The following is an 18125-nucleotide window of genomic DNA, read 5'->3' on the forward strand; positions in this document are numbered from 1 at the left end:
CGAAAAAAAATGGCTGATAAATTAACCGCCAAATTGTTTTGTAAGGGCGGCTCCAATACTGCTTCCATAAGCATCCCAGGTGTAGGTAGCAGAGTGTTGACGCGCAAAGATACCCATTTGTGGTATCTCTGTTCTGTTCTCGAGAAACCAGGTAAGCTTTTCCGCAATAGATTCAGCAGAAGATACCGGTACCAGAAAGCCAGTTTTCCCGGGTATTATAAGATCCTCCCCTCCAGTATTTGGCGTAATTATGATAGGCAAACCCTGGCTCATTGCTTCCTGCATAACTAATGCGCGTCCCTCGACTATTGATGGTAAGCAAAACACATCGCAACTTCTCATTAATGCAAGCACCTGGTCATGAGGTCTGCCTGGCTCATAAGTAAAATCGGCATACTGAGTCCTGTAAAATTCCATTGGCGCTAATAAAGATCCCATAACCACCAGTTCAATTTGACTTGTTTTTAATAGCTTCATTGCTTCAAACAAATCCCCAAGACCCTTACGCTGCCCCATTGAGCCGGCGAACAATACACGAAGCCGCCGGTTCGATTGTTCCTTTTTCGACGTTTCATCTGACGCTGGAGAACCAAAAGGAGAGACATGAACGAATTTCGTTTTAGCCCATTCCGGCAGGGATCTGGTGACAAAGGTTCCTGGAGCAACGATCATATCGGCAAGTTCCATTTCCTTTGTCTTTCTTTCTAATTTCTCCTCAGAATCATTTATGCCACCTCCTAGTGTGCAAGCCCAATCAGGAAGGCGTCTGGCTTCGGCTTCCATTAACTTTCTGCCATATTCCCAATAAGCGATTGGCAGGTCGTAAATACATTTTATACCAAGTTCCTTGGCTTTCTGAAAGGTAGCGAGAGCACCATCCTCATAGGCATAGACAGCATCCACGTTTTTATTTTTCGCTAATGTTGTAAGTCTTTTAGCTGTGTTTTGATCAAAATCCTGATATACTTTATCAATCCCTGCAAAACTATCTTCATATCTTGTAAACTGATGAAGCCCTGCTTTGGGTAATAAGATTCTTAAAACCTCTCTCTGCGGATGAGTAAAAATTTTATGGAACGGGATGTCGAATGCTCGTCTCTGTAATTCTCTTCTTAAGGCCGCAGGAAGTAGTTTTAAGACAAAAGAGTCAGGAGCTACGGCAAGAGTCGTGCAAAATTCAGCGAGCAAATCTGCGGCAAGTAAATTGTCTATGACGGCTCTAACATTTCTATTTCCAGTGGGATGTGAGACAACGACCTGCATCTATAACTTGTTTATATATCTTTGCGGAATAGCTGCCTTAATATATTGCTTAAGATTCCTGTTCATTGTGATCAACGACGAAAATAACGGCCCAAAACGACTGGCATAAACAGATGCGAAAAAAAGTGCTTTTTGAGAAGATGAAAGTTTTTTAAGTTCATGTGATAATTGCTTTTTTTCCGCGGCCGTATAAAAACTCCAGCTCAAACAATCGGCATGGATACATGCGAAAGCTTCTTTACTACTTTCTATTACATTTAAGCCCCATCCCCGAGCTTTGAAAGCAGGCTCAATTACTTCGTCAAACACCCTTCTGATCCCTGAAATCTCATCTAACTTCCGCCTTTGCCTTACTTTTCCGGAATCAACCCAAACCCTGTAAAAGGACAGTATTTCTTCTACATATACATTTCCAAAACCAGCAGCCGAAATGGAAGCAGTTAAATGGTAATCTTCACCAAAATTAGGTCTTCCAGACATATAGTTAACTTTTTCAAGAGCTGTTTTTCTGAACATAATAATATTTGCAGCAACCCGATAGCCTTTGAGGGCGGCTTTCAAAGCATCATCCCCCCCCTGGTATGTCTCTTTTCTAAAAAGCTTTCGCTTATTCAAAAAACCTCCATTTTGATCAACCTCCTGAACTGCCGCGTGTACATATCCCGCATCAGGATACTTGGAAAGTATATCAATTAACGTAGCAACATAACGTGGAGACAAGTAATCATCGGAGTCCAGACGGACAATAATATCCCCTGTAGCCGCACGGATGCAGGCATCTGTGTTTTTGGAAATTCCCAGATTGTATGGCTGATAGATTACATTCAAGACAGGAATTTCAAATGATAGTTTTCTTAATATATCTCTCGTTTGATCCGTACTGCAATCATCCGACACAATAATTTCATATGGCAATTTGGTCTGTTCAAATGCACTTTTAACAGACTTCTCAATGAATAAAGCCTGATTGAACGTAGGGATACAAATTGAAACTTTCATAAATTACCAGCTTTTTCCAGCTCATTAATCAAATCCTTAGCAACTTTCGACAAAGTTCCTCTTTTTTCAGCTATTTCATAGCTCAAACATTTCTGAATACAATCCTCTGAAATATCAAAAATTCCTTCGGGAGCCGCGGGTGCTTCTATATCCCTTGGAGTCCATTTCTGTCCAACGCAAATTACTGGCAAGCCATGTTCTATCATTGCAGCAACTGTACCACTTTTTTCTATCATTGGCAAAGCGCTCGAAGAAATTCCGATATCAGAAGAACTTAAAACTTCCGAAATTACAGCAACCGGCTTCTCACCTAAAATTTGCATAGGCAGGCCCTGTTCTTCCCAAAGGCTTTTCCACCGGTTTGTCTCCCCACCGCAACGGCCAATTAAAACTAATCCTACGACTTTGTTATTTGAATTGCCATACTGTATAACATGTTCAATCAACTGAGCTATCCTTGCTTCAGGGTGGATAGTTCCAAAAACCACCAAAGATACATCATAACTGCGCATTATGTGATGTTTTGGAATCTTTTCAGCTTTCGATTGATTGAGGATATTTGAAAATAAAGGAAGGTGATAAGCATTGATCTCAATTTCTCTCAATAGTGACAAATACAATCTGCATTGAGTGCTTATAAATTTTGGCTTAAGCTGCGAGATCATCGCTTTAATTAAATATCGCTGAGCCAGCCCCCAGATAACGTGTTTGGTTGAAGCAGTCTCAGATATACCCACCCATAGTTCGTGAAACATGATGTGCCATTTTCTACCAATTCCAATACCTTTTAATTTTGTTAAAAACTTTAAAGGAATACCTTTCTTATGAAAAGCGAATATTACAAACTGCAAGCTTATCCAATCTGGGTTCAGAGTATCAATTAACTGCTTTCCAATCTTTAACCTTGTTTCAATATTATAAGATGCTGGTAGTCTCGTTATCTTAACTTCGTCGATTACTGATGAGTGTTCGGGATCAACAACGCTACTTATAAAAGGATCGTTCATCGCAATTATATAAGCCTGATGACCATCCTTTATACATTCTAAAGCAAGCAATTTTGTGTAGTCACCAACACCGTCGTGCCCTGGTTCTACCGACCCGCAGATAAACACAATTTTCAACCTTATAATCTTTTAAGAGTTCAATTTGTAGACTTATTTTCAACTGATTTATTTGTAGCGACTTTTAATACGAGGTCTATGAATTGTTTGGTTAATTTTTCCTTTCCAAACTTTTCGTAAACGATCCCGGAAGTAACTTTGCCAACTTCTTCTAAAGAAGGCCGGTCAAAAGATTCAATTTTATTTTTCAAGTTTCCGGGGCGGGAAAGATCTGTAAGACCAATATAATCCTCGCCAAAAATAAATTTCCCCCCGTTATGAGGATGACAAATAACGGGGAGGCCATGGGCTCCCGCTTCTATAAGCACTATGCCTAAACCTTCATTTATACTTGTCAAAACAAAAAGGTCTGAAGCTGAATATGCTAACGATAAATCAGCGGCGCTTAGTGTGTACCAATCCGCATCTATTCCCAACTCAATTGCAGTTTCTTTCAATGATACGGTTTCCTTTTCCGGCTGCCCGCATAATAGCAGTTTTAAGTTTTTATCTTGGATTTGCGCTACTTCCTGCAATAAATAATTAATCCGTTTATGATGATTATTCCAAGCCGCTACACATATAATGACGAAACTCTCTGGACGGATATTAAAAAAATGTCTGGCATCAGTCTTATTAATATGCTCTGCTGGGAAGTTGGAAATGAGAGGGAGGACTATGGATTTCGATGCACTAATTCCGTCTTTAATTGCCTCTTCATATGCATATTGATGTAGAAACATTATATAATCAAACTTATCTGCAAACTTGTGTCCTACAGGTGCGCCATCACAAAAGAGTATCCGGTATTTAAACCTGAAGATTCTTCTGAAAATGAGCAACATCTGCGCTAAAACACCTTCCTGTAACCAGATGACTTGCGGCCTAAATAAAACGATATGGATCAAAAACCCCACCCCAAATGTAATTTGTTCAGCCTTGCACCCATCGTGAACCAATCTGAGTTTTCTTAGCAGAGATAAAACCAAACCGTCTCTGGAGAAATTAAAAACCCTTGTAGCGTGTTTATACCTTCCACCGGAAAACAATCTTGCATTAAGAAGTTCACAATTTTCTATGGCCTCAAACCAGTTTGCCGTCGAGGTCTCAAATCCACGTGAAACATTGCCTAAGCCAGCAGAAAGAAAAGCTATTTTTACAGACATCAAAAACAGATAATTAAGTAAGAGTCTTTCGACCAAGAAAAATCATGCAGATTCAAGATTTGTACCAGATCATCCGATTACAAATTTTCTAATATTCCCTTTAGTTTCTTCGTATACAGGTCCCAACGTAACTCCTCACTCTTCATGCGTCCCCCTGTCGAGAGCTTTAACCTCAATTCTGTATCATTTATAAGTTTTTCTAAAGCATCCGAAATATTTTCCTCATTAGGAATTTGTAGAACAAGTGCCTCTTTGCCATCAACTAAATCTGCACTATACCCTGTCGGTCCTGTTATTACAGCACATTTACAAAACATTGCTTCGGGCACTACAAGCCCAAAACTCTCAAATAAAGACGGAAATAAAAATATCAATGATTCTTTGTATAAATGTATCAAATATTCTTTGCTTTCAACCAATGGAAAGACTTCAATACGATCGAGTATATCATTTGGAAAGTGATCCTTCAAATGAAATTCGGAACCAACACCAATAATCCTGAAAGTGTATTCGGGATGCTTTCTTAGAATCTCTGGTATCACAGACTCTATTACCTTTACTCCTTTTCTGGGAATCCAAGTTCCGCAATATGTTATTATTTTCTTTTTTGATGATGCTATATCGTCGACCTGATTGAAAAACAAATCTGGCAAACATGGTTCATTAAAATACACTCTCTCATTTGGAATCTTTAAATATTCAATAGTAAAATCTCTATCATATTTAGAGACTGTCATAATTATGTTAACCGTTTTATAACAATAGTTATTGATAAAAGATCTCCGGAAATGATACCATTTTTTTTTTGTAGGCGAAAAACTTTTATTATTATCTAGCTGGTAATTTACGTGTTCTTCTATTCCGTTCGAATGCAATATAATGGGGATATCATTCCTTAAAATTTTGCGAAGTATATAAATTGCGAGAGAACTTTCCGACCCATAGCATATAATAAATTGATAATCCTTAAAGATATTTCTATTTTTTATAACCCAAATTGCCATACCAATAAGTACTCTATAAAACAGTGCCCTTGGTTCGATTAAAGAAAAGAAAGAAAATGAAGAAGGAGGAATAACACGAACTCTATACCCTAACTGTTCTAACGACTTTGCAGTGTTTACAATAACATAACCCGAACCCTGATATTCTACAACAGGACAATTGCTTAATACTAAAACACTTTTACCCATATAACATCAATTTTCAACAGATAAAGTTAAATTCTTCACGATGTTTCGAAATTGTTCCTCTACGTTTTCCCAAGACATATTTGATTTATAAAAATCAAAAGATGATCGACATAACTTGTAATATTGGTCTGTACCTGGTAAATTATTTTTAATGAAATCTGAGCTCATTTCAACAAATTCCGATATTTCAAAATAGTTCCCATTGATATTTTTTTCTATTACAGACGCAATAGCTCCTACATTGGTAGAAATTACAGGCAAAGCAAATGAGTTCGCTTCACTAAACACAACTGGTGTCGTGTCAACCCGGGTAGGCATTATCAGAAATGAGGATTCACGGAACAATCGAACTAACTTTTCCTCCCCTTCGCCAGAATTTTTATTTATAAATCCATAATGAATTATATTTTTGTGTCCCTTATATATTTCGGGCAAATCCGTCCCAACAACATATAGAAAAGCTTTTAAATTTTGCTCATTCAACCTATTTAGAACTGCTATCGCATCAGGACCGCCCTTCCTCTCCCAATCAGCTGTAAGAAAAAGCAATTTTACTATACCCTTCTCTCTGACACTAATAAAATTATCCAGCTCACTTTCCGTTAAATTTATCTTAAAATTTGAAGCGAACAATATTTTTTTAAATTTATTCTTATCTGTTTTATAAAATGTAACAGCGCTGTCAATCGCCCAATCAGAAGAATAAATTACTGTGTCGCTTAGATCCAAAGCCCTCTTTTGAATCAAATGAGCAGCTTTAAAAGAATAGTTCGAAAAGTTTGAATATCCAGAATAGAAATTATGTAAGTTTTCAAAGGTTCCATCGTTCCAATGGATGACCTTATTGTTTTTTGTCTTCAATAAGGGAACTAAATAAAACTCGAAAGTTATTATCAAGTCAAATTCCTGATCTAAAAAATCTCTTACGAAAGAAAGATTATTAGAAATAAAGTTTTCATCCGCCCAGGTGTAATATCGTTTTTTCAGTAACCTATTATAATAGAAGCCCCGTAGATAGCTCAAAAAACCTCTATTCAACTCAGGAAGATTTATATACGCAACCTCTTCTTCAAAAAAAGAATCCAGAAATAATGAAATATGGTAGGGTATCCCTGACCACTTCTTTATATCTTTTGCATTATATGTATTAATTACTGCTACTTTCATCAATCTGGTTTACTAGTAATCATTCTTTTTAGTGTCTCAAACTTAAGCCTGTACGCCTAAGACCGTATTTATTGAAATAACCTTGAATAAACCCCTCCAAAATCAAGATCCCTGCTTCGCTGTCCAATCACTTTTGCTGGCACTCCAGCCACAATAGAGTAGTCCATTACATCCTTAGTCACGACCGCTCCCGCAGCCACTACGGCCCCTTTACCGATGGTGACGCCTGGCAAAATGGTAGCTCTTGTTCCGATCCAGGCGTAGTCCTCAATAACAACCTTCCTCTCTCGCCCTTCGAAAGTTGATGAATTCATAAGATGATCAGCGGTCAAGATTATCACCTCCTGAGAAATAGCAACTCTTTCACCTATTAAAATTCCACCCCTGGGATCTATTCTGCAATTCGGATGTAAAACCGAGTATTTCCCTATTTTTAAGCCTTCTGCACAATCAAAAGTACAGTGCATAAAGATAGAGGATTCTGAATCAATATTAAATTTCATCACACTCCTATAAAACCAGTGCCGAATTCGCCTTGATGGCAATGATGAGATCAGCTCATTGCAAAAATAAAGCCGTAATTCAGAAAGAAATCGCATAATTTTTCCTAACATATCTAATTTCTCAACATAACCTTAAGTTCGCTTATTAAATCGTCCTATAAATGCGGCTACTTTCATTGCAAGCAGTTTAGATCTAATTTCGAAATAACTATGGGCTTTGATTGTCGAATTAGCATACAGCCAGTATGCCCTATCGGTCAGCGAAGGACCAACCCCGCGTAGTGCCGAAGAGATATATTTCTTTTTCCAGGGCTTAGGAGACCCAACCGCATGAGACATTGTAAATCCTCCATGAACAAAATCCATAGCTTCAGGCCCCATTTCACTGATGGGTGACTGGCTGCACATCGCTGCTATATTTAATGTGTCCTGATCTTGCGCATAAAACATATAAGTTCGGTCATAAGAATGGCTCCATTGGTCAGCCGTTAGTCCGAAGTGCTGCATAGCTGTATTAGTTATATCACACCAAGTATTTAAAAACTCTATGTTGGCGCGCGTAACTGCGCAAAAACCCCCATTAATATATGACCTCAAATCTCTTATCGTCACTTTATTAGCCATTTTTATAACTTTCTTCCATTCAAATCGAATCGGATGAGAGCCAGGCATATCATTACTAATAATTTCGTGAACAAGCCCAACGCCATGTGTCATCCAGGTTTCAAAAAAAGTCCAATTACATTTCACTATAATGTCCGGATCGAAATAAGTCACCGAATCAGCATTTATGCCAGAAGTTTGAAATAACTCAAGCATGAAATAAGGTTTGTAGTTAGTGAGGTGAAAATTATTCTTGATCGGCAGAAAATGAAGTCGGACATCATCCGACAAAGACAAGGTGCTGCTGCCCTCCCACTTTAAAGTCGGGTTTTCCTTTACGTTAGAGGCCCAGGGTGGCAAGGAGCCCTTGTATCCGGCATAAATATCGCCCTTAAAATTATTGCGTTCTAAAGAGTTTACCAACCCAGCCAAACCAAAATGATAATGCTTTTCAAAAAGAGTACAAATTATTGAATTCATATTATACTTATAAAACCCTCAGCTCGCTACTAATTATTCTCATTAATGATTTTATTTATAATATATACCAGATACATTATAACTTCCACGGACATTAATAAGATGTTAAACTTTAACACTCCATAAATCGACGTTATATCAAGGGCAAACACACCCAAAATGATAGTGCCAACAGAAAGTGGGATAGAGACGAGGGGATTAATAGCCCAGCCTCTACTGGTTGACAGTGAATAAATTGAGCCTGCAATTAAACCTAAACAACTCGATATAACACTCAATAACAATTCCGTTTCGAGATTCGCATAACTCTTACCTAAAACCCACAAAACTTCTTTCGGATAAATGTATATTATGCATATAATGAGTGCACTCAAAACAAGCAAACCTGATTGAATTGCGAAGTACCTTCTTAGCAACACAGATTTTTTTGATGGTAGTCTTGAAAAGCGAGGCACAACTATTGTCGCAAACATAACACTGAAAAAACTTAACATCATAGATAATCTTCCAAGTGCTCCAATTTGAGCAACAGAATTTGTAGAACCGAACAATGAAATTAACCAAATTGTTATTTGTCCTGACAAGCAAAAATAAATTGCGCCAGGTAGAGTTCGTTTGACAAAACGTAAAATTTCTTTCCTCATAGCTGCGTCGGGGAGCATCCCCCAATCGGCATACTTGGAAGTCATTGTGCGTAACTTATAATTTCCCCATATCTGAGGGACTGCACTAGCTAATATTGCTACAAATGCCCAGGGAGTGATAAATAATGCAGCAATCAATAACAAAAACCGAGATGCATTAACGATAATTTGATTTCTTTGAAGTGGTCTTATATCCTGATTTAAGGTCAAACCGATTTGAAGTAATGAACCGGAAAGAGATGATAAGAAAACGGGAATTATTGATAAAGTGATTAAAACCGATGTAAGTATGCCTGCATCGTGCCGATATAGCAAGTAAAACAAAATGGGGATAGACACAATTAAACTCCCATATGAGAATAGTTTTCTAAGCTCAAACCCGGTTGACAAAACTTTGCCTAATTGTTTTCTATCTGTCCAGACTTTGCCGCCCTGAGCCATAACGGCTGTAGAAATCCCGCCATCAGAAAGCACTGACATTGTTCCAAGCATGGTATTAGCCAGAACGTAGAGGCCATATTGATGTGTGGAGAGCATCCGAATTACAAATATACCGCTCAATAGTCCCATAAGCTGGATAATTGCTTGGGATGAGCCCGTAATAGCTATTAACTTCCCCCACTCAAATATTTTTAAATATGCTGGATTCGAATTAACTTTACGTGCCAGGGCACTTTTCATAAATTTTCTTTTTGAATTCCTAAAATCTAAAATTTATTCTAGGCCTTACCATCTCCGTAATAGCGTTCATAAGCATTTCCACCTTCTGATTTCAAATCGTTATATACTATATTAATATTAGTCAGAGTTTTATTTGACCTAACCTCATTGATGAACTGCATCTGTTTTATCTCCGTATAATCATGTCGGATCACATACATAACAGCATCGCTGAATTTCCCGAGGATAAATGAATCACTTACCAACTGTACCGGTGGTGAATCAATAATAATATAATCATAACTTTCTCTCAGATTTTCGAACAACTTGGTGACCTTGTCCGACAACAACATGTCCCCCGGATTAACTGGAATAGGTCCGCACGGATAAATATGCAAATTCTTAATCTCTTTAAAGGGCTGAGCGATCTTTGAGAGATCCTTTTCCTGACCGCTGAGGTAGGCCGTAAGACCTTTGTCGCTGTTCATCTCCAGGCCGTTTGCTATTACAGGCTTTCTTATATCGAATTCAAGCAATGCTACTTTTTTTCCGGGAAGGGCAAATATGGCTGCAAGGTTTAAACTTACAAATGATTTGCCTTCCCCATTCATAGAAGAAGTGACCAGAATTACTTTTTCATTAGTCCCATTAAGTATAAATGAAAGATTAGTCCTGATGGCCCGGAATTGCTCACTCGTGATATTACGGATCAAAACATCTATCGGGAGCCTTTTCTTCTTGGGAATATGGTTAATATCGCCGAGGACAGGCACAGATGATCTTTTACGTATATCCTGACGTGAAGTTATTTTATCGTTTAGAATTTCGCTAAGGTAAATTCCTCCAAAGGCCAGGGTAAGACCCAAAAGAGTTGTATACAATAAAATATTCCGTTTATTTGGCTCGACGGGACCATAGCCTTTTGCAAGGTCAATCTGCTTATAATTCGGCACATTATTCCCGGTACTGGAAATTGCGGCCTCCTCTCTTTTCTGTAAAAGGTAAAGATATAAGCCCTCTGTAATGCCCTGTTTCCGCTTAATTTCCTGCAAAACGCGTTCATTACGGGGCACAGAAGAAAGAAAGTTTTTATACTGACTATTCTGCCTTTGTATACTCGATTCCTGCATCCGGAGATTTTTCTGGATATTACTAAGACTTTCTATAATACTCCCTTTTAAGCTGGCTATCTGAGTGTTTAAATCCTGCATAACAGTACTATTAGGTGCTACCATAGGAGCAACCCGTTCTCTTTTTAGCTGCAATACATTGTACTGTCCTATAAGGGCGGCTATTCCACCATCACTTACACCAAGAGAAGATGGTATTAATTTATTATTGTTAGCAGGGTCCGAAAAAAACCTCTCCATCATGGTTATTACGCTTTGCTGAACTGCGAGGTCCTTTATCGTCTTTGAAGCATCTGCTGAGTTTTCCAGTGACATAGAGGATTGTCCCTGAATATTTACGATTTGATTACTTCCCTGGTAATTTTCAAGACTACTCTCAACTCCTTTCAGTTCATTTGATATATTAAATAATCTCTCATCGATAAATTTTACCGTATTTGTTGAAAGTTTATTCCTGTCCTCCATGTCAGATAAATTATACTCTGTAAACAAAGCATTCACGATATCTTTTCCTTTTTGAAGATTGGTTGATTTCAGTGTAACATCAATGATATTGGTTTTCGCGTCAAAAGATTTAATTGCGAGATCCTCAGCGATTTTTGCTGCAAAAACAGGTACGGGCTCCCATGTCACTATATATTGTCCTGCGTCTTTACCGATAGTTTGATTGGACATCAAAATAAAACTGTTACCATCGATAATATAGGGAGCATTCCATTTAAAATTATGTTTTTTCTGAGAATCAGCGGAAGCAAGCGAAAAGACACCTCCGTTATTGTCAATATCACTGATATAAAAAGTGAGGCTATTGCTGGTGTCTCTAAGCTTTTTTATAATAAGCTTAAATGGTGCATCTTTGTAGATATCAATGTCCAGCACACGCCCCTTCTTCAAATAGGTTGTGTTGAAACCGTTTTTAGCCATAGTTCTTTCCATTAATTGGGAAGAACCAAACTGAATGATTTCATTATTAAGATTGACCGTTTTCTTGCCGCTCCCGCTTACTGCTGCTTCGATAAGGTCCGTGGAGCTGGATTTTCCCTGATCTTTAACCAGGAAAGAGGTATTTGCTATATATTTGGGTACCGAGTACCGGATATACAGCATTCCGGCGCCCACGCAAATGAATAAACAAATTGCGATTAAGGGCCATTTTGATAAATACTTTAAAAGAAATTCTCTTGTGGAAAGGGTACTTTGCTCTTCGCCAAAAAGCCCTCTGTTTTCGGATGACATACTTAGTTACTGCTATTAAGGAGGGTGACAACAAGCGTAATAACTGAAAATACAATGCCTGTTGCGGTTAAAATAGTGTTTGTCCGGCGCTGTGCATCAGGATCGACACTCAACGTTTTTAGTTTATTAGAATTGGGTTCAACATAGATAATATCATTTTGCTGAAGAATATAAGCGGGAGACTCGAAAAGTCTTTTATCCCGAAGATCCACCCGGTAATATACTTTAGCTTTGTTTTGTTCTCTTATTACGAGGATATTCGACCTGTTGCCAAAGTCAGTTAAGTCCCCCGCGGCACTTAATGCACTGATAATAGTGACCTTATCTCCCTGAAAGTTTTTAATGCCGGGAGCTTTTACTTCTCCAAGAACGTCTACATTAAACCGTAAAAAACGAATGTTAACATTCGGCAATTTAATGTAATTTGAAAGTTTATTAATTAGAGACTCCTTTAGTTGCAGTTTGGTCAATCCTTCTGCTTTAATGCTGCCAATAACAGGCATTTCGATATTTCCATCCGGTCCGACTTCATATCCCTGTCCCGAACTTGCGCCCTGGCTCTCGCCATCTCCGCCGACACCGGCCGATTCCTTGGTTACTGCCATATTAAACACAGCGGCTTGCTCCTGGTTGAGTGTATTACTGAAAACCTGGATGCTGAGCAGGTCATTCTTTTTAATGACTGTTTCCTTCTGCTCTGTCGCAACTCCGTTTTCTCCATTTCTGAAATAAATATAATCTTCTTTTATATTCTTTTTGGTAAAACAGGATGTCTGAAGAATGATTATCGATAGTGCTAGGCTAAAAATTTTAAAGTAATTGTTTTTAATCATATTGTCGTTAAAAAGGGATGCAAAAAGCTGGCTATTAGATCTTGATGAAAAAAATATTTGTGAACTTACATAATTCAATTATAAAAAAGATATTTTTTTTATCTAATACGCATTCTCTTCACCCCGAAATATATTTATCACAGTCAAAAATATTATCCTGACATCGAGCATGGCCGACCAATTTTCCATATACCAGATGTCATGTTCAACCCTTTTTTCCATTAACCACTGCTCTCTGGTTTCTCCTCTAAAACCATTTACCTGAGCCCATCCGCTTATACCTGGTTTTAAAAACTGACGAACCATGTATTTATCTATGAGAGCACGGTACTGTTCTGTATGACTTAACATGTGCGGACGCGGACCAATAACACTCATGTGTCCCATAAGCACATTAAAAAACTGCGGAAGCTCATCAAGGCTGGTACGACGCATAAACTTGCCGATTGATGTAATCCGGTCATCGTTTTTGCTTGCCTGACGTTTATTGCTGTCGGAATTCATCCGCATGCTTCTAAACTTATAGCACCAGAATGGCTTGTTATCTCTGCCGCTTCGTAATTGTTTAAAAAGCACCGGTCCGGGGCTTTGTATTTTAATAATAATAGCCAAAATCGGATACAACCAGCTAAAAATAAACACGATTACGAGGGCGCTGAAAGCAACATCAAAAAAGCGTTTCTTAACTCTGTTTTCAATATCTTCCAAAGGCTCTTTTCTGACACATAATACCGGAAATCCTCCCATGTGCTCAATGCGGAAAGATGCCTGACCAGAGGTGAAATCTGGAACAAACTTAAGCCGTACACAATGTCTCTCGCCTTCTTTTAACAGATGATGAACATCTTCCATCCTGTCTGGAGTAAGGGAAACAAAAACTTCTTTAACACCTTGGGACGAGGCTTTTTTCAATTGCTCTGATGCAGCAGGCAATAGCTGACCGCTTGGATCAACATAAAATCCTTCATCTCCTAAAAAGCCCACAAAATTCACACTGTGTTGTTGCTCCAGAAATGCCGCTAATTTTAAGCCGCCCGGATTCATGCCCAGTACCGCAACCGCCTTTCTGACATTGAAGTTACTAAGAAGCATTTCCTGAAATGCAGTTCCGGTAAACCTGCTAAGTAGAAAACCCAGTACAACAAGACTATAAAATGCAGCTAAAAACTCTCTGGGAAAGCCAATATTGTTGGTAAAAAATAAATAGCTAAGAAAAACAAAAGCATGCAGAGCTATACTCCTCCAGGTTGCTCTGTAAATTAATTCCAATTTATATATAGTATGTTCACCATATAGCCTGAACATACTGGTACATAAAAACCAGATAAGGTTGCAGGTAATAATGTTCTGGCGATAGATGCTCTCGTCGATATTACCACCAAATCTGACGGCTAAATGGAAGCCAACAAAAAAACATATGTTAACTAAAATAAGGTCACTCAATCCCAAAATGAACCTTAATAAATATAGGTATCTCGTCTGCATGATTTCAATAAGTCCTAATAAGACATAATATTAGCAAAAATTGTTTACATTATTTGAGAAAATAATAAGACTTTTTGCAAATAATCATCAAATGTGCAAAAAAATACTCACTTTTTGTAAAACCCGTACACATTGCTGTATACAATAGTGCACACCTAATTTTATTTCATTCAAAAACTGTTATAAATTTTCTCAGAGAATCATTCCATTTCATCAAGTCCTGCACTTTCTAACAAATCCTGAGGCTGAGTAAAATTACTCCGTACAAACGTACACCAATTACAGTCTTCTTTCCCACATCCCGTAAATTCATGATTTAATATTTTTTCGTAAGATTCCTTTATTTGCGAACGCACTATTGTTAAATCCTCTGGCCGGATAAGTATCGGCTGTTTATGATATTCATTCTTCTCAGGCTCTATAAAGTCAAATTCCGTACTTAAAACCTCCCAGTTCTTTCTGCGGTCGTTTTCCACCAGTATCTTATAAAACACTGCCTGCCTCCAGTAATCACCACCATTCGGGTTCTTCTCGTCAGGGGCCTTAAATTTCGCCTTCGCCCGTTCAAAGCTTCCTGTTTTATAATCTACCACGTTTACCAGATTGCCTTTAAACTCCAGCTTATCCAGCACCCCTTTTATCGGCACACCATCAACCTCCACATTTTTTATGGCGTATTCGGTTACAGTAATCTTCTCCCAGCTATCCAGGTATTTATTATAATAGTCCGGTAATATTTTCTCCCCATACTCGATTCTTCTCTTGTACTGCTCATCTGTAAAAGCCTCCCGGTTACGTTTCATGTACCAGTAAAAATCATCCATAAACTTATTCAAGCCATGAAACCCGTTATCGCTCTCTGCCAAGGAGCGGAAGAGTTTATTCAGCGCCCAATGCACCGCCGATCCAAATGTCATGGTTTCATTTTTACCGCTGGGCACCTGTATCAGGTTCTGGAAGTAGAATTTAAGCGGACAATCTAAATAGTTATTCAAATGCGTAACGCTCAAAGAATAATTCTGCAATAGCTGAGTAATGTATTCCTTATCGATCAGGCCGATAGATGGTTTATCGTCTTCAGTAAACTGGAGGATAAAGAAATCCGTCAAAATATCCTCGTCAACTTCCGTACGCTGAATAACATGATCCGTTTTTGAAAGAATCTCACCGATAAATACCGTAGGCTCCAAATCCTTTCCTTTGGCATCCAGCTCAGGGAAAGAAATGGTCAAATGTTTCTTCGCCCGGGTTATAGCAACATAAAACAAGCGGCGCAACTCTTCTTCATTGCTCGAAGAAGGCAGCGAAGAAAACACTGTATCCGGAAGTTTATAGCCCGAACTCATCTTGCGTTTCTTCTCCCACACATTTTTGGTGCTGCCAATCAGGTAAACATGCTGAAACTCCAATCCCTTAGAACCATGGCAGGTTAAAAAGTTCACCCCCTGCTGGTGGAAAATAGTCTGGTGCAGCTCAAGCGATAAATCGTTCTCATCCAGCAAATTCAACAAAGTAATAAAGTCCTTCAGCTGAAGATCAGGTTTTTTACGTGTTTCTTCTTTCAGGAAGTTAAACAAGGAAGATATCACCTGCATCAGCCAGGTTTTTTCAGGCGATTTCAGAATGTATGCCAGAATGCCCCCACGAACCATAATCTTTTCGAACAGGTTCTGAATGGTAAGGTTATTCGATTCCTTTATCCAGAACTCCAGATCCTCACTTAAGCGCTTAATCTGTTTATGGCTATCGGTATCAAATAAGGTAAGTCCGGTTTTTTGCGCGATCTGTTGAATCTTTGAGCGGATAGATATCTTGTCCTTATGATTCCTGTTGTATTCACTAACCTCCACACTAATTTTGGCGGCATCTATTGGCGCAATATCATAAAAATCATAATGCATAATGCGGAACAGCAATTCATCCCCGTTGAACGGGAACTCATTCTCTATGGCCAGATATCGCAGAATGTTCACTATTTTTTGTCCGAAAGGCTCATTCAGAATATTAACCTTCCGTTTTGTATTAATCGGGATGCCTTTCTGATGGAAATACCTGGCCAGCTCCAATCCCGAGCGATGCTCTTTATAAATTACGGCAATCTCTTCCGGCGCAGTGCCATTTTCAATCAGGTCAGCAATTTCAGCAGTTATTGCCGCAAACTCATGAAACTGGCTCGAAAAGGCTTTAATTTCCGGAATCACCTTGCTGTCTAAATGCACTTCATTTTTGGCATTTAAGAACTTGCTCAATCCCGGCAGGTTCACCCGCTCGGTATTGTGTTCAATAAGCACCCGGGCAGTATCCAATATATGCTGACTCGATCGGTAATTATCAGTCAGCATTACACGGTACAGGTCCTTCGCATACCTGCTGTTATAATCCTCTATGTTCTGAACGTTGGCCCCCTGGAAACGGAAAATCGACTGGTCATCATCGCCCACAACAAAAATATTCGGCGTTTCCCAGTAACTGATCAATAAACTGATCAGCTCATTCTGCGCACCGCTGGTATCCTGGTATTCATCCACCAGAATATACTGATACCGCTCCTGGTAATTCAGCAGAAAGTTTTCATCGGCTTTAAAGGCGTCCAGCACCCAAATGATCATGTCGTCATAATCATAGCGGTGAGCATCCTGCATCATTTTCTGGTAACGCGGATACTCATTTACTGCCGCCCGCAGCAGCTCCAGCTTTTCGCACATCTCCGTAAAGGCCGGCTTAAGCGAACCCGCCTCCTTATTTAAGTACTTCTTAGCGTATTTATAGGTTTTATAATAGGCCGAGTCCGGCTCGCAGCATTCCACCAGGTCCTTAAACTCATCAATCTTTTCAGAAATATAGCTAACCGACCAGTCCTCCCGCTTCATAATAGAAAACAGTTCCTGCAAACGGCCAATCTCGTAATACACATCTCCGCGGAAACGCTTTAAAGGATGATCTTTCGAAAAACTGTCTACCAGCCTTCTGAATAAATCAATGCGCTCCAGATCAGAGATGGGGTCGAGCTCTAGCTTGCCGAAATAATCCAGGTTCTCCTGTATAATATCATTACAAAAAGCATGGAAGGTATATATGTTCACCCGGTAAGCCTCCGGACCAATAAAATCAAACAGCCGCTTGCGCATAGCCACGGCCCCGGCATCTGTATAGGTGAGGCAAAGTATATTATGAGGCTGCGTATCGGTATCTAAAAGTATCTTCCCGATACGGGCAGCAAGTATTTGTGTTTTCCCTGTCCCTGGACCAGCAATTACCAGAACCGGCCCCTCTATGCGGTTTACCGCCTTTAGCTGGTTTTCATTTAATCGTGAAAGGGCTTTTTGAAAGGTCTCGTTGTATTTTGAGAGAATTTGCATACGTGTATGAAGGTAGGGAAATGTTTGGGAATTTGGGGAGGGGAATTGAAAAATGGGGGTGGGTGCAGTGGGTGTCACCCTGAGCCCGTCGAAGGGTGGTGCTGAGGATCCACAACAGCTAGGGATTTCCAGTTGACTAATTAACCACGCCTTTTCACGCATTAAAGTAGCCTAGGATATGCCTGGAATACGGCTAGGATATGCGGGGGATATGTGGCTAAAATGCTGAAGTGACAATGTTGTAAAAAGTAGAAATAAAGAGGAATTAAAGAATGTGGAAAGGTGCTGAGGTGCTGCTATG

General features: G+C 39.1%; 13 protein-coding genes. All 13 read right to left on the reverse strand.

Annotated elements, in window-relative coordinates:
* Nucleotides 1-21: 21 nt before the first annotated feature.
* The 13 genes from WG906_RS16055 to WG906_RS16115 all read right to left on the reverse strand — a co-directional run bounded on the left by WG906_RS16055 (nucleotide 22) and on the right by WG906_RS16115 (nucleotide 17824).
* Entirely contained in the window at nucleotides 22-1263 is a 1242-nt protein-coding gene (locus WG906_RS16055) for a glycosyltransferase family 4 protein (RefSeq protein WP_339993860.1), read from the reverse strand.
* Nucleotides 1264-2262 carry a glycosyltransferase family 2 protein gene (locus WG906_RS16060; protein ID WP_339993861.1) on the reverse strand — a complete coding sequence of 333 codons (999 nt, stop codon included), beginning with the start codon at nucleotides 2260-2262 and terminating at the stop codon, nucleotides 1264-1266.
* Nucleotides 2259-3386, reverse strand: coding sequence for a glycosyltransferase family protein (locus tag WG906_RS16065; RefSeq protein WP_339993862.1), 1128 nt, complete (start codon nucleotides 3384-3386; stop codon nucleotides 2259-2261). The genes WG906_RS16060 and WG906_RS16065 overlap by 4 nt, the downstream gene beginning before the upstream one ends.
* Nucleotides 3387-3406: 20 nt before the next feature.
* A complete protein-coding gene (locus tag WG906_RS16070; RefSeq protein WP_339993863.1) occupies nucleotides 3407-4531 on the reverse strand; it encodes a glycosyltransferase family 4 protein in 1125 nt (374 codons plus the stop codon).
* 77 nt (nucleotides 4532-4608) lie between these two features.
* Nucleotides 4609-5724: a glycosyltransferase family 4 protein gene (locus tag WG906_RS16075; protein ID WP_339993864.1), complete on the reverse strand. Its 1116-nt coding sequence runs from the start codon at nucleotides 5722-5724 to the stop codon at nucleotides 4609-4611.
* A 6-nt stretch (nucleotides 5725-5730) separates the two neighbouring features.
* On the reverse strand, nucleotides 5731-6891 hold the full coding sequence (locus WG906_RS16080) for a glycosyltransferase family 4 protein (protein ID WP_339993865.1): 1161 nt from the start codon (nucleotides 6889-6891) through the stop codon (nucleotides 5731-5733).
* A 68-nt stretch (nucleotides 6892-6959) separates the two neighbouring features.
* Nucleotides 6960-7358, reverse strand: coding sequence for an acyltransferase (locus WG906_RS16085; protein ID WP_339993866.1), 399 nt, complete (start codon nucleotides 7356-7358; stop codon nucleotides 6960-6962).
* A gap of 168 nt (nucleotides 7359-7526) precedes the next feature.
* Nucleotides 7527-8477: a hypothetical protein gene (locus WG906_RS16090; RefSeq protein ID WP_339993867.1), complete on the reverse strand. Its 951-nt coding sequence runs from the start codon at nucleotides 8475-8477 to the stop codon at nucleotides 7527-7529.
* A gap of 29 nt (nucleotides 8478-8506) precedes the next feature.
* On the reverse strand, nucleotides 8507-9802 hold the full coding sequence (locus tag WG906_RS16095) for an MATE family efflux transporter (RefSeq protein WP_339993868.1): 1296 nt from the start codon (nucleotides 9800-9802) through the stop codon (nucleotides 8507-8509).
* 38 nt (nucleotides 9803-9840) lie between these two features.
* Nucleotides 9841-12147 carry a GumC family protein gene (locus tag WG906_RS16100; protein ID WP_339993869.1) on the reverse strand — a complete coding sequence of 769 codons (2307 nt, stop codon included), beginning with the start codon at nucleotides 12145-12147 and terminating at the stop codon, nucleotides 9841-9843.
* A 2-nt stretch (nucleotides 12148-12149) separates the two neighbouring features.
* Nucleotides 12150-12980: a polysaccharide biosynthesis/export family protein gene (locus tag WG906_RS16105; protein ID WP_339993870.1), complete on the reverse strand. Its 831-nt coding sequence runs from the start codon at nucleotides 12978-12980 to the stop codon at nucleotides 12150-12152.
* Nucleotides 12981-13082: 102 nt separating this feature from the next.
* A complete protein-coding gene (locus WG906_RS16110) occupies nucleotides 13083-14465 on the reverse strand; it encodes an undecaprenyl-phosphate glucose phosphotransferase (RefSeq protein ID WP_339993871.1) in 1383 nt (460 codons plus the stop codon).
* Between the two features lie 200 nt (nucleotides 14466-14665).
* Nucleotides 14666-17824: an ATP-dependent helicase gene (locus WG906_RS16115; protein ID WP_339993872.1), complete on the reverse strand. Its 3159-nt coding sequence runs from the start codon at nucleotides 17822-17824 to the stop codon at nucleotides 14666-14668.
* Nucleotides 17825-18125: the final 301 nt, after the last annotated feature.

It is taken from the genome of Pedobacter superstes (assembly GCF_037622515.1).
GTDB classification, from domain to species: Bacteria; Bacteroidota; Bacteroidia; order Sphingobacteriales; family Sphingobacteriaceae; genus Paradesertivirga; species Paradesertivirga superstes.